The organism is Methylobacterium sp. NMS14P, from assembly GCF_028583545.1.
Classification (GTDB): domain Bacteria; phylum Pseudomonadota; class Alphaproteobacteria; order Rhizobiales; family Beijerinckiaceae; genus Methylobacterium.
Map to the genome: position 1 here is coordinate 6,218,572 of NZ_CP087106.1, position 14,437 is coordinate 6,233,008.

Genomic DNA, 14,437 nt, shown 5'->3' on the forward strand with positions numbered 1-14,437 from the left:
GGGGCTATCGGGGCGCGACAGGGGAGCCCTGCCGGGGCGCGGGGCTCAGCGGACCTCGACCCGACTGCCGCTGCTGCCGTTCAGCAGGCGCTTCAGGTGGAAGGCCGCGACCCCGTCGTCGGGGCGCAGCCCGACCAGGGCCGCGAAGGCGGCGAGGGCGCCGGCCTCCCCGGCATCGAGCTTCGCGTAGGCGTCCTGATACTGGGCGAGCAGCGCGTCGGCGTAGGCCGCCTCTGTCAGGGGTTCGTACGCGCGCAGGGCCGTCTGCTTGCCGCGCAGGAGCAGGTCGCCGAGGGGGCGGCCGCGGAACTGGCCGGCGCGGATCACGACCGCGTCGCTCACGCAGATCCGGGTGCCGAAGGCCTTGTTGGCGTTCTCCAGACGGGCGGCGGTGTTGATGGTGTCACCGTAGGCCGTGTAGTCGAAGTACCGGCCGCCGCCGAAATTGCCCACGATCGCCGGGCCGGCATGGACGCCGATCCGCGTGACGCCGATCTCGATCCCGCGCTCGCGCCAGCGCCCGCGGAAGCCCTCGGCCGCCTCGTCCAGCGCGAGGGCGCAGGCCACGGCCCGGGCCGCGTGGTCCGGCTGGTCCCCCGGCGCGCCGAACAGCACGTGCAGGGCGTCGCCGACGATCTTGGCGACCGTCCCCTCGTGGGCGAAGACCACGTCGGTCATCTCGGCGAAGTAGCCGTTGAGGATCTCGGCGAGCTGCGCCGGGTCGAGGCTCTCCACCAGGCTGGTGAAGCCGGCGATGTCGGTGAACAGGGAGGCCACGTCGCGGCGGTGCCCGCCGAGCTCGAGACCGGACGCGTCCCCGGCGAGCCGCTCGGCGAGGTTGGGCGAGAAATACCGGGCCAGGGAGGCGTGGGCCCGCTCGGCGAGCGATTGCCGCCGCCGCCCCTCGCGCAGCTCCGCGACGTGGCGCAGCGTCCGCTCGATCGTCGTCTCGAGGTCCGCGAAGTCGATCGGCTTGGTCAGGAAGTCGAAGGCGCCCCGGTTCATCGCCGTGCGGATGTTCGCCATGTCGCCGTAGGCCGAGACGATGATGATCGAGGGGCGCTCGGCGAGGTCCTGCAGCTTGGCGAGCAGGGTCAGCCCGTCCATCCGCGGCATGTTGATGTCGGACACGACCAGATCGACGTCGCGGCTCTCCGCGAGGCGGTCCAGCGCCTCCTGCCCGTCATGGGCGAACAGGAACGTGACGAGCCCCTGGCGGATCTGACGGCGGAACTTCTGGGTGATCAGCGCCTCGAGATCCGGCTCGTCGTCGACGACGAGGATCTTGGCGCTCGGCGCGCCGGGGGTCATTCGGTCCCCGCGAAGGCGGACAGCCGGCGATCGATCTCGGCCTTCAGCACGGCGAAGTCGATCGGCTTGGTAATCAGGCCCACGGCGCCGGCGGCGCGGACCTTCTCGCGCGTCTCCGCGTCGCCGTAGGCGGTGATCATGATCACCGGCACGTCGGGCCGCGCGGCGCGCACCAGGGGCAGCAATTCGAGGCCGGTCATCCCGGGCATGTTGATGTCCGACAGCATCAGGATCAGGCTCGGCTCGTTGGCGCCGTTGATCCGCTCCAGGGCTTCCGCCGCCGAGTGCGCGAAGGCCATCGCGAAGCGTCCGGCGCGCAGTTCGCGGCGGAACTGCTGCCGGAACAGGTCCGTCACGTCGGGTTCGTCGTCGACGACGAGGATCAGGACGTTCATGGCTGGCTCTCGGTCTCGGTCGCCGGCTCTGTCGCCGGCTGAGGCGGCGCGGCCGGCGTAACACTCTGGCGCGGCAGGGTGATGATGAATTCCGTGAAGGCACCCGGTTCCGTGGCGACGTCAACCGTCCCGCCGTGCTGCTTGACGAGGATGTCGTGGCTCAGCGACAGGCCGAGCCCCGTTCCCTCGCCGGCCGGCTTGGTGGTGAAGAACGGGTCGAACATCTTGGCCTTGACGCTGTCGGGGATGCCGGTGCCGTTGTCGCGCACGCGGACCTCGACGCTGTCGCCCCGGTCCCGGGTGGCGACCGAGAGCGTCGGTTCGTAGCCGGGATCGCCCTCGGCGGCCCGCTTCTCGGTGGCGTAGAATCCGTTCGACATCAGGTTCAGGAGGACCCGCGTGATCTCCTGGGGGTACAGGTCGGCGAGGCCGGCCGCCGGATCGTAGTCGCGCACGAGGGTCACGTTGAAGCCGGGTTTCGCCGCACGGGCCCCGTGATAGGCAAGATTCAGGCTCTCCTCGACCAGCGCGTTGACCTCGACCGGGCGGTGCTCGCCGGACCCGGTGCGCGAGTGCAGCAGCATGTTCTTGACGATCGAGTCCGCGCGCTTGCCGTGCTGGACGACCTTCTCGAGATTGCCCTTGAGCAGGCCGGCGAGCTCCTCGACCTCCGCGCGCGTGTCCGGATCGAGGGCGGTCGGTTCGAGCACCTCGCGCAGCTCGTCCACCAGCTCGTTCGAGAGCGACGCGAAGTTGTTGACGAAGTTGAGCGGGTTCTTGATCTCGTGGGCGATGCCGGCGGTGAGCTGTCCGAGCGAGGCGAGCTTCTCGGACTGGACGAGCCGACTCTGCGCCCGCTGGAGATCGTCGAGCGACTGGTTGAGGTCGCGGGTCCGCTCCTCCACCTTGGCCTCAAGCGTCTCGTAGGAATCCTGAACCCGGCTCGCCATCGTGTTGAACCGGTGCGCGAGGGTCTCGATCTCGTCGCCGGTGCGGATCACGATGCGCTCGGACAGGTCGCCCGCGCCGAACCGCTCCGCCCCGTTCTCGAGCTCGCGGATGGGCACGACCATGCGCCGGGCCAGGAAGGTGCCCGCCACCGCCGCCAGCAGGACGCCGAGACCCATCAGTGAGGTGGTCTGGATCACGGATTCGAGCGCCGGCCCCATGGCGTCGCGCAGCGATTCCTGCACGAACACGATCCAGTCGACCCGCGGGATCGTGGCGTGTGCCGCCAGCACCCAGCCGCCGTCGATGCCGGTGGTGATCTCGTAGTCCTGACCGGCCATCCGGGAGCCGGGCAGGGCCACCGCGACCTCGGGCAGGCCGGACAGGTCGGTGTCGCGCAGGACGAGGCTCAGATCCGGGTGCGCGATCAGTCGCCCGGTCGCCGTCGTCACGAAGGCGTAGCCGTGCTCGCCGACATTGATCGCGCTGACCACGTCCCAGATCAGCTTCAGATTGACTTCCGCGACGGTCACGCCCGGGTCGCGGCCGGCATGGGCCACCGAGACGGTCATGTACGGCTCGGACCCGCGCCGGAAGTAGACCGGGCCGAACCACGTCTTCTGGGCGAGCGCCTGGGTGAAACGCGGCGTGGTCGAGAAATCCTTGCCGCTCGCGACGGCGTCGGGCTCCAGCCGCGAGACGCGCAGCTGCTCCTTCCCGGCCGGATCGAGGTACGCCACCTCCGTGATGGCCGGCGCCTGGCGCAGAAGACGGATGAAGTCGTAGCGCTGCTGCTCGGGCGAGACTCGCCGCCACTCGGCGCGGGTCGTCCAGCCGATCTGGCTCTCGATCGAGGACAGGAAGGCGTCGACGCGCTCGGCGGCGGCGCGCGCCTTGGTGCGCTGCGTCTCGATCGCGGTCCGCTTGGCGTCCTGGTAGTTCAGCGTCAGGTCGACGGCGCCGTTGATGAGCAGCACGAGGCTGACGAGGCCCACGAAGGCCACCGCGAACTTCCCCGCGAGCGGCAGGCGGAACCACCGCGGCGGCGGTGTCGCGGCCGGCGGGGCGGCGAGCGGGCGCGGCGCCGTCATTCGACGATCTCGTCCGCCTGGGCCAGGAGCGCCGACGAGATGGTCACGCCCATGCTGCGGGCCGTCTTGAGGTTCACGATGAAGTCGAACTTCGTGGGTGCCTGGACCGGCAGGGTCGCGGGGTTCTCGCCGCGCAGGATCCGGCCGACATAGGCGGCGGCCCGGCGGACCGTCTCCACCGGATCCGGTCCGTACGACATCAGGCCGCCCCGGTAGGCGAAGCGCCGGATCGCGAAGACCGCCGGGACCCGGAGGCTCGTGGTGAGCGCGACGATGTGGTCGCCGTTGGCCTCGCTGAACGTGCCTGGCGCCACGATCAGGCCCCCGTCGCCCCGCCGCGCCAGATCGGCGATGACGGGCTCGATGTCGGCCGCCGTGTCGATTTTCACCACCGCGGGCTCGATCCCGAGCGCGGCCGCGGTGGTGCGGAACGGCTCGGCGTAGAGGTTCTCGCCGCGGATCTCGGTGCTCGGATTGGACAGGAGCGTGACGCGCCTGAGGCTCGGGACGGCCTCCCTGAGGGCCGCCACCCATTTCCCGCCCAGCGGCGCCTCGTAGAGCGTGAAGCCGGTGATGTTGCCGCCCGGGCGCTGGAGGCTCTCCACGAACCCGAAGCGGACCGGGTTCGAGGCGCCGACGAACACGATCGGGATCTGCTTCGTCAGCGCCGCCACGGCCGTGAGCTGCGCGCTGAGGTAGGCGAAGATCACATGCGGCTGTGCGGCCACGAGTTCGGTCGCCAGGAGGCGCGTGCGCTCGCGGTCGGCCCCGGTCCAGCGATCGTCGACCCGCTGATCCGGATGACCGTGATCGCGCAGCCCGGCGTGGAACGACTCCGCCAGGACCCGGCCCTCGGGATCGCCCTCCGCGAAGGGCCAGAGAGCCGCAACATGGGCCTGACCCTGCGCCAGCGCGGCGCGCGGCCACCCGGCGAGCGCCACGGGCAACCCAGCCAGTACGGTTCGCCGCCTCATCCGACCATCGCGCCACATCCCCGCCCACGGCCCCGCCGCGCGGTCCGGACCGCGCGCCTCGGGCCGGCCCTGCGATCGACCGCCGGAGCATAGTGCAGGCTCGACTTCGACACCACGCGCGAGCCTTCGCGCGGTTATCAAAATGCCAGCCGCATGCCGCCGACGACGTTCCGCGGCGCACCCGCGAAGACCGACCCCGTGGTGGTCGCCAGCACGGCGGCGCCGTTCTGGAGACCGGTCGTGCCGCTGATCCCGTTGGCGAGGTTCTGCGCGGAGGCGACGTAGGTCGTGTCGAACAGGTTGCGCACCTCGACGTACAGGCTGAGCCGCTTCGCGTAACCGCCCGCCAGCTCCGTGGCATAGTGAAGGTTGGCGTTGACCACCGCGTAGCCCGGCGCCTTCAGCAGGTTGGCGTTGTCGAGGTAGAAATCGCCCTGGACGACCGTCTCGACGAAGGCACCGAGACCCGCGAGCGGGCCGCTCGGCACGTCGTAGCCGAGGCGGGCGAGGAGCTGGTGAGTCGGAACCCCGGGGATCCGGTTCCCTGCCCGGTCGAATGTCCGGGTCAGGCTGCCGGCGCTGAGCTGCTCGGTGTAGCGGGTGTAGATCTGGTCGTCGAACGTGTAGGCCAGCGTCCCGCGCCAGCCGGGCGCGAAGGCCCAGTCGGCGCCGACCTCGATGCCGCGATGCTCCGAGGCCGGCGCGTTGAACGTGTAGGCGAGGAGGCCGGCCCCCGGCGATTGCGAGACCAGCTCGTTGCGGAAGAACTCGTAGAACCCGGTCACGCCGAAGCGGAGATCGGTCACCGGGCTCCACTCGGCGCCGAGATCGAAGCCGAGATTCTCCTGCGTCTGGAGCTGCGTGTTGTTGCCGGGCAGCCCGGCCGGGGTGATGAACAGGTTGCTGGCGGCCGGCGTGGTGTAGCCGGTAGCGACCCGGCCGCGCAGCGCCCAGGCCGCGTCCGGCCGGTAGACCAGGGCCAGTTCGGGAGCGACGTTGAGGAAGGACCGGTTCGCGTCCGCCACCGTCCGCGTCGTGCCGCTCGCCGCGTACGCGTAGGCGACGCTGCGCCCGGTGATCGAGGTGGTCTCGGCGCTCAGGCCGACGATTCCGGTCCACTGATCCGACAGCGCCAGCTCCAGCCGCGCCCGGCCGCCGAGATTCGACTGCACCGCCGACTGATCGCCGATCAACGCCCCCAGGCGCGGGCCGTCGTAGGGGGCCCGGTTGAAGGTGGTGATGTGGTTGTCGATCGTGTTGTAGGCCAGCGCGACGTAGCCGGTCGCCGGCAGACCGAACAGGTCGCCGCGCCGGGTCAGGTCGGTCAGGAAGTTCCAGGACGGGTAGGAGCCCCGCGACGAGGTCGTGTAGAACGGCTGATTGAAGTTGCGCTCGTCGAAGCCGAGCTGCGTGCGCCACGCGGTGAACGCGTCGATGTCGTGCTCCCAGCGGGCGGCCACGATGGTCCGGCGGTCCTTGCGCCCGAAGCCGCCCTCGTCGGCCGTCACCGGCACGGTCGCGCCGAAGGCGCCGTTCCGGAACAGGTTGAAGGTGGTGCAGCCCGGGGCCGCGCTCGCCGCGGCGGCGCAGCCGCGCTGGTACGGGTTGATCCGGTACTGGGCCAGGGACGCGCGGGCGGGAAGGTTGGCATCGAGGGTGTTGTTGATCACCTTCAGGGTGAAGCGGTTGTCCGGTGTCGGGGTGTAGCTCGCGAGCAGATTGACGGTCTGCGTGTCGTAGCTCGCGTGGTCCTGGTAGCCGTTGGCGCGGACATCGCTGGCGAACAGGCTGATCTCGAACGGGCCGCTGACGCCGCCGACGGTGAAGTAGTTGCTGAGGTAGCCGAAGCTGCCAGCATCCACCCCGATCTCGTAGCCGTCGATCTCCCGCCCGGTGCGCGTCCGGAACGCGATGGCGCCCCCGGTGGCGTAGTTGCCGAAGAGCGGCGATTGCGGCCCGCGGAACACGTCGATCCGGCCGTAGGCGCGGGGATCCGTGAGATCGAAGCGCGACGCCCCGTCCGGCTGGGTGAGGATGAAGCCGTCCTCTAGGACGACGGTGTTCTTGATCACACCGGTCGAGCGGGCGTTGTTGCCGCGGATCGAGATCACCACGTCGCGGCCACCGTTCCCCTGTCGCACCGTGACGCCGGGGCTGTTCACCAGGACCGATCCGACGCTGATCGCCGGCCGGTTCGCGATCGTGTCGTCGCGGCCGATGCCGGTGACGATCTCGCCTACGGGGTGCTCGATGACCGCGGGCGCCGAGCCCGGCGGCGCCGCCACGCCGAGGGCCGGCGCGGCAGTCCGGCCGGCGGTGGGCGCGGCCTCGCCCTCCACGGAGAGTTCCTCGAGGGTGACGGCGGCCTGGCCGAGGGCCGGGACGGGGCTTCCGGCGAGCAGGAGCGCGAGGGCGGTGCCGCGCAGGACGGTGGGATCGGAGGTCATCGGAGGTCTCGTCTGATCGATGGGGCGAGCGGCGGCGCCGCCGGGAGGACGGGCGATCAGGCGGAGCGGGGCGGCCCGCGGGGCTGGCCGATGACGGCGGGGGCCGACGCGGTCCGGACGGGGGGCGGGATCGGCCACGTCGCCGCCGCCCAGCGGAGGCGGCGCGCGAGGCCGGGCGAGGCCGGAAGGAGCGGCGGGACGGCGCCGACGCGACACAGCCCGCAGAGGGCGCAGGATCCCGTCGCCGGCGCCCCCGGGCCGACGGCAAGGTCCCCGGCGAGATCCGGCGCGTGCCCGCACAGGATCTGGCCGGGCAGCGCGCCCCGATCCGCCTGCGCCACCCGGAGCGCGAGGGCCGGTGCGAGCGCCTGGATCCAGAGCGCCAGCACGATCAGCACCGCGCCCGGGAGGCCCGGGCGCACGCGTCTCAGGCGCGGAGGAGGGTGCACGGGCACGGCGCCCGCCCGCACCCGATCAGCGCGCCCACCGCCTTCGGAGCCGGCCCGCGGCGACGTCGAGGCCGACCATGGCGGCGATGGCGAGCCCGGTCAGCGGGAAGAGCGCCCCGAGCCCGAGGATGATCACGGTCACGGTCGCGGCCACGCGCCGGTCGCGGGGCCAGGGCGGCACGCCGAGGCTGCCGGCCGGGCGCCGCTTCCACCACATCGTTCCGGCGGTGACGGCGAGCAGGACGGTGGCGAGGCAGAAGCCCAGCATCGCGAACTGGTTCACGCGGCCCCAGTGCTCGCCCTTGTGGATGCCGATCCCGTATTGGATCGCTCGGCCGACCGGTCCGAGATCGCCGAAACGGACATCTACCAACGGGCGGCCGGAATACTGGTCGAGGGTGATGACCCGCTGCCGCGTGACGTCGCGCGGGTAGACGGCGGCGGCGTAGACGCCGTCCGCGCCGACGGGCAGCGCCAGCTCGAACCCGCGGGGCATCCCCAGGCGTCGGAGGATCGCCACGGCGTCGTCGATCCCGACGCTCGCGGCCGAGGCGGCCGGCGCCGAGCGCGGCACCGGCGCGTCCTGCAGGGTCCAGCCGGCATCCTCTAGTCGCTCGCGCAGGGGCACGGTCGAGACCGGCCGGTGGGCCCAGAGGGCGGCCGGCTGGCCGAGGCCGGCGGCGTTCGACCACGCGCGCAGCTCCTGTCCCCACCAGATCGACCAGGGCAGGCCGGTCAGCGCCAGGAACAGCAGCCCGCCGCCGGCGACGAACCCAGTGACGGCGTGGAGGTCGCGCCACCACACGCGCCGGTACGGGCCGGCGCGCACCGTGACGACGCCGCCCGCTCGGCCGCGCGGCCACCACAGGTACGCGCCCGTCACCACCAGGATGATCGCGAAGCCCGCGACGATCTCGATGACGGCGTTCGCCACGGGCCCGATCAGCGCGAGGCTGTGCAGCCCGCGGACCACCGCCATCAGCTCGCGATCCCGGTCGACGCGGTCGAGCACGTCGCCGGTATAGGGGTTCAGGTAGACGTGGATCCGGCGGTCCCCCACCGCGAGTGTCACCCGCGCCGTGGCGTCCGGAGAGGCCGGATCGTTGTAGGTGACGGGCGCGGCGTCGGGCACGGCCTGCAGCGCGTTGAAGATCAGCCGGTCCGGGCCGATCGGCGCCGTCGCCCGCGGCGCGACCTGGGTCCGGTACGCGAACAGGCTGCCGTTGATCTCGTCCTTGAACAGGTAGAGCGCGCCGGTGGCGGAGAGGCTGATCAGGAAGGGCAGGCACAGCAGGCCGGCGTAGAAGTGCCACCGCCAGACGGCGCGATAGACGGCGTCGCGGGACAGTCGCCGCGTGGCGGCCGCCCCGTATGCGGGGGCGTCGCCGTGGAGAACAATCGACATGATGGGAGGTCCGGGCCTGAACGATCGGAAGCGGGATCGTCAGGCTTTCGGTGGACCTCGCGCGGTGCCGGTCGTGGCCGGCGGGCCGGTCGTCGGGTTCTCGGACTCGGGGCGCCACGCGCTGCGCGTCGCGGGTGCGGCGGGCCAGGCGGTCGCGTCGATGGTCGGCAGCGCCAGCGCGCCGGCCTGCACGACCGTGCAGCAGGGATGGACGTGAATGACCGTATCGGCGGGGTCGCCCGAGGCGTGCCCGGCGCAGATCACCGCGTCAGGATCGTTCCAGGCTCGCGCCGGGGTAGCGAGGCCCAGGAAGGCTTGGAGCAGCAGCGCGTAGAGCGCGATCAAGCCGATGATCGCGCGCCCTCGAACCGTGAGAGGCTGGCACCGGCGCATGGGCCGATCTAGGCGGCCGCGCCGCGGTGCGTCAACGGGCGATGGCGGCCGGGCCGTGCCTGACCCTACTCATCGCTGAGGATCGCTGCGGGATGAGAGAAGGCCGCGCCGGGCTGCGAGCAAGAAAAAACCCGCCGGATCTGGGATCGGGCGGGCCGGCGCGGTGGCTGGGGGACCTGGATTCGAACCAGGACTAGAGGAGTCAGAGTCCACCGTTCTACCGTTAAACTATCCCCCAATCAGCCGTGAACCCAGCGCATCCAGTGTCGAAGATGGCGGGGCAGAGCCCGCAGCGCATCGAGCGGCTCCGGGCGTGGGCGGTGAGATAGGCGGAATGTTTGGGGAGGTCAACCGGTTGTTCTGCTGTTGACGCAACCTCCACCGCGGCCGTAACCGTGAGGTCGCGGATGCCGCCAGGAAGGGTGGCCGAGTGGTTTAAGGCAGCGGTCTTGAAAACCGCCGTGGGGGCAACTCCACCGTGGGTTCGAATCCCACCCCTTCCGCCAGCGCATCCGTAAGTGGCTGATGCGCCACTAAATGCACCGAAATCAGCGGCTTACGAGTAGGCGACTGCTACCCCACGGTGTTATCCGGGAGCATGTCCGACGTGAGCCGCCACACCTACCTCGCGCAGCGCAAGGGCTCCGCGAACTGGTACTTCAAGGCCAAGGTGCCTCGTGACTTGGTAGCCGCCTTCGGGCGGGAGCAGGTATGGAAGTCGCTTCGCACCGCAGATCTCGCAGTGGCCAAGCGCCGCGTCCGCGACGAGGCGGACGCATTCGACAAGCAGTGCCGAGCCCTTCGTGACCGGGCAGCATCCGATGGCGGCGACACAGTCGGGAGCGTCCCGCTTACTTCGCTGAGCGAGGCCGCGATCGAGCAAATGGCGATCGGCTGGTTCACAACCGTGGCTGCCGAAGGTGAGCAGCGGGCGCGGATGGCGGTTCCGCTTGATCGAGACGAAGCGCTGATCGGCTTGGGCCAAGAAGAGGCGGCGCTGAACGACCCGGATGACCTGGGCCTTGATGCGTCCTATCAGACCGCGATCCGCCTTCTCCGAGCCAACGACGTTCGCTTGCTCCGGCGCCAACTCAACACGATCCGCTCCGCCGGATCGCCGTTGCCGTTCGTGGTGAGCCGAGAGGATGCAGCCTCCGCGCAGTTTCGGCAGCTACTCGCCCTTCTGCGCAGGGGCCGGCTTGAGGACGTCCACCGTAGCAGGGCGCGGCTGGCAGACGACTACCGGGATGTGGCATTCGATCCCGTGTTCCGGCCGCGGGCCGAGCCGAACGGCAGAACGCTGGCCCAGGTGATCGCGGCGTTCCGAGCGGAGCCTGAGCGGGCAGGGCAGATCACCAAGCTTCAGCAGACATATGCATCAGTCTTCAGGCTCGCGAGCGAGATGTTCGGGGCGGACCGGCCTATTCGTGAGATCGACCGGGAGGAGTGCAAAGCGTTCCGGGCGACGGTTCAGACGCTTCCACCGAACGCAACGAAACGCTTTCCCGGCAAGGCTCTGGTAGAGGTCGCCAAGTTGACGAAGCCGGAAGCCGATCGTCTGCGTCCAAGCACGATCAACCACTACTTGGACGCCCTTGCCACCCTCTTCAACTACGCGGAGGGCGAGGGCTGGATCACTCAAAATCCGGCCAAGCGGCTCGCGCTAAAGGGCGTCAAGAAGCGAGGCCGCCGCGACCCGTTCACCACCGCGGAGCTGACCAAGATCTTCAAGGCTCCGCTCTTCACCGGCTGCTTGGACGATGAGGGCGGCTACGCAAAGCCAGGACTGAACCGGCCGCGACGGGGAAGGTTCTGGGTCCCACTGATCAGCCTCTTCACTGGGATGCGCCAAGGCGAGATCGCGCAGCTTCGCACCGATGACGTGCGCCTCTTTCAGGGCGTGTTGTGCATCTTCATCGCGGCGGATGGCGACGACGTTGACGAGGCTGACCGCAAGCGCATCAAGACGGACGCCGGCGAGCGTTACGTGCCCGTCCATCCCACGCTTGAGCAAATCGGCTTTGCCCGCCACGTCGAGCGGATGCGGAAGGCTGGCGTAGAGCGGCTATTCCCGGACATCGTGCGGGGCGCCGATGGGTACTTCAGCCCGTTTTCGAAGTGGTTCTCACGCTTCCTCGCGGAGGTGGGCGTGAAGCGGGATCGAAACGCCTTTCACTCTTTTCGGCACACCTTCCGGGACGCCATGCGTGAGGCCGCTGTGCCGCTCGATGCCGTTGTGGCGCTTGGTGGATGGGAGGCCAGTGGCACTCAGGCGGACTACGGAACGGGCCAAATCACCGCGCCGAGGCTGCTGTGTCACATCGAGCGTATCCGCTACGATGGGCTAGACCTTTCGCATCTCATCAAGGTCGAGCGTGGGACGTAGAGGCTTCGCGGTAGTTGGCCCGGGGTGACTGCAACCGGTTTCACTGGGTCGCGGCAGCTCAGCCCGCCATCAGAGCGCCCCGCCGGAGCCGAACCCCGGGGTCCTCTCCGCCAATGAACTCGATCCCCTGAGCCTCCAGAGCGGATCGCAAGGCTTTCGCGTTCGCGGCGGTGACCCCTAGCCGATCCTCTTGACCCTCCGCACGGCGGATCGTGGCGATACCCAGCGAGGCCGCCTCCGCAAGGTCGTGCGCGCTCCAGCGCAGGAATGCCCGGGCGGCTCGGACCTGTCCGGGTGTGATCTCTTCTGTATCACGTGATTGCATCTTGACGCCTCCGGACTTAGTGATATGTTTCATATCATGAGAGGCAGGAACGATCAACATGGTTCGCCGGATGGTTTCTTGGACCCGGATCGCCCGCGCCGGCCATGACAGCCGCCCCGCGATCCCCGCCGGTCTCCTTGGTGCCCGTGCCCAGGTCCAGATGCTCACGCGGTCCCGCCGCTGGCCCCTCGTCACCGCCTCCGGCACCTTCGACAAATCCGCCATCATGGCCGCCGCTGCGGTGGCCGCCACCGGGCTCCAGGACCGCCTTGGCATCTCCCGCCGCGAGGCCCTGTCAACTGCCCTCCGCGCCGCTTGGCAGGCCGCCAAGATGGCCCGCACCGCCTCCGCCCACTAGGATGAGCCCCATGGCCGACAGCACCGCCACCCCCCAGTATCCCCGGGACATGAGCGCCCGCGCGGCCCGGGATTACGCCTGGAGTGCGGCCCAGGAGCACCGCGGGACCGTCAGGCGGTTGCTGGAGGCGGGCACTCGCGGGAACGCCGCCGTCGCGATCGAGCTGAACCGGCTGGCCGCGCCCTCGCCCTCCGGCCGTCGGTGGGATGCGAGGTCCGCGGGACGCCTGCTCAAGCGCCTGGGGGTCAGGTGGGAGGAGCAGGCCCAACTGGATGCGGAAGCCCTTCGGGAGCCGATGGAGGAGCTGTGGGAAGCCGGGGTCCGGGTACGGGCCCAGGTCGCCATTGCGCTCACCAGAATGGCCGTTCCCACCCGCGACGGGCGCCCCTGGACTGCGGACAGGGCCGGCACGTTGATCCGGCGCCTGGGCCTGGACTGGTCCGACAGCGCCCCCAGGCTCCGCCGCGGTAACAGCGTGCCGGAGGTGATCGAGTTCCCCGGGGTGGCGGAGCTGGTGGCCGCGATCGAGCCGGAGGCGACCCCGGTGATCGAGGCTACCGGACCGATCCAGGTGTTGAAGCCGCAGGAAGCTGCCCCGCGCCGCCGCGCCATTCGGGTATAGGTGGTCCGATGAACCGACCCACCACCCTTACCCTCACTGTCGTTGCAGGGTTCGCACTGCTCAGCGGGATTGCCGGCGCGGAGCCACTGCCTCGTGTGGACGCAGATAGTCACTGCCGCTCGCAGGTCAGCAACAAGTGGCGCTTTGGCACTCCGCAAGAGAAATACCAGCAGTGCTTCAAAGAACAGCAAGAGGCCTATGACAAGCTGAAGGCACGCTGGGATACCGTCGAAGAGGAAGATCAGCGGGCCTGCCTCAAGTGGAGCCTCGCTGAACACGCGTACAGCTCATTAGAGAGTTGCATAGGTGATATGGAAAAATCCCGTGCCTACAAGAAGCGGGAGCTTGATAGGGGAGCTGAGTTCCGCGCAATCCCGAAGCAGGAGCTTCGTTGGTGAGGACGATTTCGGTACTCGCCGTCGCCACAATCGCCTGGGTCACGGTGCCGGCCGCCGCAGTCGCATCCCCCAAGGCCGAGAAGGTCTATGCCGCGAACGGCCGACGCGTGGCCGTGATCAGGAGCACCGCCTTCGGTCGCTCCATCTATGGGCCGAACGGACGACGCATCGCTACGATCCGCTCACGGTGATCGGGGAGGCGTAGGGCTCGCACAACGATCAAGACCGTGGTTAGCAGGTCCGCCCCATACGTGAGGAGACCGGCTTGTTCAGGGAATGGATGGCGGACGAGAGGCGGTGGCGGACCTACGCCAGCGTACAGCTCCTTAAACTCCACGAGCATCTAACCGACGTTGCCGTTGCAATCGCGGCCGGCGTGTTCCTGCTGCTACTCTCCCACTACCAGCACGAGTTAGCTACGGGTGGGGCATTCGTGCTCTTTCTCGGGTTCTTGGTGCAGGCGCGTAGCCGCATGAAGGATCGCGAGGCCGTCCAGGAGGTGCTTCGGCAAATGGACAATGAGGCCCGCTCGGATTGAGTAGGCGCCGAGCCCTAGGCTTCGTCGTGGCCCAGCTCGGCGATCATCCGCCGGCCGGTCTCTGTGAGCAGCCAAGCCGGCCCGCCTCGATCCCGCACCCGGACCAAGCCCATCTCGACAAGCAGCGGCATCACAGACGGGTAGGCTTGCATCCGTAGGCGCCCGGGTTTGCCGCGACCGCCCGGAGAGCCGCAAGGGGTTTCCCACGGAGGGGCGGGATAGGCTCGTTCCCGCAAGCGCTTGCGGTGACTGTCATTCTCGGTCCGCATCCACAGGCGCCCACAGGACACCATGCTCGATCTCGGATCGGGGGCGCGTTCGGGTTGAACCGCCCGGCTCGATCGGCTTTGTTCCTTTTTCGTTCTAGAACGGAGCATCCGAAATGCCAGAGCGGCAA

Annotated in this window: 13 protein-coding genes and 2 tRNA genes; 6 read left to right on the forward strand and 9 right to left on the reverse strand. The window is 69.6% G+C overall.

Annotated features, from left to right (window positions below):
• Window positions 1-45: 45 nt before the first annotated feature.
• From LOK46_RS29605 to LOK46_RS29645, 9 genes are all read right to left on the reverse strand, one after another.
• Window positions 46-1,311, reverse strand: a complete 1,266-nt coding sequence (locus tag LOK46_RS29605) for an adenylate/guanylate cyclase domain-containing protein (RefSeq protein WP_273561846.1) — start codon at window positions 1,309-1,311, stop codon at window positions 46-48.
• Window positions 1,308-1,706 (reverse strand): response regulator, encoded by a 399-nt coding sequence (locus tag LOK46_RS29610; protein WP_012322540.1) that lies wholly within the window; start codon window positions 1,704-1,706, stop codon window positions 1,308-1,310. Before LOK46_RS29610 ends, LOK46_RS29605 begins: the two co-directional genes overlap by 4 nt.
• The gene (locus LOK46_RS29615) at window positions 1,703-3,745 is read right to left on the reverse strand and encodes a sensor histidine kinase (protein ID WP_273561847.1); all 2,043 of its coding nucleotides are present in this window, start codon (window positions 3,743-3,745) and stop codon (window positions 1,703-1,705) included. The genes LOK46_RS29610 and LOK46_RS29615 overlap by 4 nt, the downstream gene beginning before the upstream one ends.
• Window positions 3,742-4,719 (reverse strand): ABC transporter substrate-binding protein, encoded by a 978-nt coding sequence (locus tag LOK46_RS29620; RefSeq protein ID WP_273561848.1) that lies wholly within the window; start codon window positions 4,717-4,719, stop codon window positions 3,742-3,744. Before LOK46_RS29620 ends, LOK46_RS29615 begins: the two co-directional genes overlap by 4 nt.
• A 137-nt stretch (window positions 4,720-4,856) precedes the next feature.
• Window positions 4,857-7,166 (reverse strand): TonB-dependent receptor family protein, encoded by a 2,310-nt coding sequence (locus LOK46_RS29625; protein WP_273561849.1) that lies wholly within the window; start codon window positions 7,164-7,166, stop codon window positions 4,857-4,859.
• A 56-nt stretch (window positions 7,167-7,222) separates the two neighbouring features.
• Window positions 7,223-7,588 carry a DUF2946 family protein gene (locus LOK46_RS29630; protein WP_273561850.1) on the reverse strand — a complete coding sequence of 122 codons (366 nt, stop codon included), beginning with the start codon at window positions 7,586-7,588 and terminating at the stop codon, window positions 7,223-7,225.
• A 52-nt stretch (window positions 7,589-7,640) separates the two neighbouring features.
• On the reverse strand, window positions 7,641-9,020 hold the full coding sequence (locus LOK46_RS29635) for a PepSY-associated TM helix domain-containing protein (RefSeq protein WP_273561851.1): 1,380 nt from the start codon (window positions 9,018-9,020) through the stop codon (window positions 7,641-7,643).
• Window positions 9,021-9,059: 39 nt separating this feature from the next.
• A complete protein-coding gene (locus tag LOK46_RS29640; RefSeq protein WP_273561852.1) occupies window positions 9,060-9,365 on the reverse strand; it encodes a hypothetical protein in 306 nt (101 codons plus the stop codon).
• 212 nt (window positions 9,366-9,577) lie between these two features.
• Window positions 9,578-9,651 (reverse strand) — tRNA-Gln (locus tag LOK46_RS29645).
• Window positions 9,652-9,829: 178 nt separating this feature from the next.
• On the opposite strand from LOK46_RS29645, the gene LOK46_RS29650 reads away from it, so the two are divergent.
• The 6 genes from LOK46_RS29650 to LOK46_RS29680 all read left to right on the forward strand — a co-directional run bounded on the left by LOK46_RS29650 (window position 9,830) and on the right by LOK46_RS29680 (window position 14,040).
• A tRNA-Ser gene (locus LOK46_RS29650) sits at window positions 9,830-9,919 on the forward strand.
• Between the two features lie 101 nt (window positions 9,920-10,020).
• Window positions 10,021-11,799 (forward strand): site-specific integrase, encoded by a 1,779-nt coding sequence (locus LOK46_RS29655; RefSeq protein ID WP_273561853.1) that lies wholly within the window; start codon window positions 10,021-10,023, stop codon window positions 11,797-11,799.
• Window positions 11,800-12,194: 395 nt separating this feature from the next.
• Window positions 12,195-12,482, forward strand: a complete 288-nt coding sequence (locus tag LOK46_RS29665) for a hypothetical protein (RefSeq protein ID WP_273561854.1) — start codon at window positions 12,195-12,197, stop codon at window positions 12,480-12,482.
• Window positions 12,483-12,492: 10 nt separating this feature from the next.
• Window positions 12,493-13,104: a hypothetical protein gene (locus tag LOK46_RS29670; protein WP_273561855.1), complete on the forward strand. Its 612-nt coding sequence runs from the start codon at window positions 12,493-12,495 to the stop codon at window positions 13,102-13,104.
• A gap of 8 nt (window positions 13,105-13,112) precedes the next feature.
• Window positions 13,113-13,502, forward strand: a complete 390-nt coding sequence (locus tag LOK46_RS29675; RefSeq protein WP_273561856.1) for a hypothetical protein — start codon at window positions 13,113-13,115, stop codon at window positions 13,500-13,502.
• A gap of 265 nt (window positions 13,503-13,767) precedes the next feature.
• Entirely contained in the window at window positions 13,768-14,040 is a 273-nt protein-coding gene (locus LOK46_RS29680) for a hypothetical protein (RefSeq protein WP_273561857.1), read from the forward strand.
• The last annotated feature ends 397 nt before the right edge of the window (window positions 14,041-14,437 follow it).

Coding starts and splice junctions, on each gene's coding strand:
- LOK46_RS29670 (WP_273561855.1), top strand. CDS start 12,493: ATGGCCGACAGCACCGCCACCCCCCAGTATCCCCGGGACATGAGCGCC.
- LOK46_RS29615 (WP_273561847.1), bottom strand. CDS start 3,745: ATGACGGCGCCGCGCCCGCTCGCCGCCCCGCCGGCCGCGACACCGCCG.
- LOK46_RS29675 (WP_273561856.1), top strand. CDS start 13,113: ATGAACCGACCCACCACCCTTACCCTCACTGTCGTTGCAGGGTTCGCA.
- LOK46_RS29665 (WP_273561854.1), top strand. CDS start 12,195: ATGGTTTCTTGGACCCGGATCGCCCGCGCCGGCCATGACAGCCGCCCC.
- LOK46_RS29620 (WP_273561848.1), bottom strand. CDS start 4,719: ATGAGGCGGCGAACCGTACTGGCTGGGTTGCCCGTGGCGCTCGCCGGG.
- LOK46_RS29625 (WP_273561849.1), bottom strand. CDS start 7,166: ATGACCTCCGATCCCACCGTCCTGCGCGGCACCGCCCTCGCGCTCCTG.
- LOK46_RS29610 (WP_012322540.1), bottom strand. CDS start 1,706: ATGAACGTCCTGATCCTCGTCGTCGACGACGAACCCGACGTGACGGAC.
- LOK46_RS29605 (WP_273561846.1), bottom strand. CDS start 1,311: ATGACCCCCGGCGCGCCGAGCGCCAAGATCCTCGTCGTCGACGACGAG.
- LOK46_RS29635 (WP_273561851.1), bottom strand. CDS start 9,020: ATGTCGATTGTTCTCCACGGCGACGCCCCCGCATACGGGGCGGCCGCC.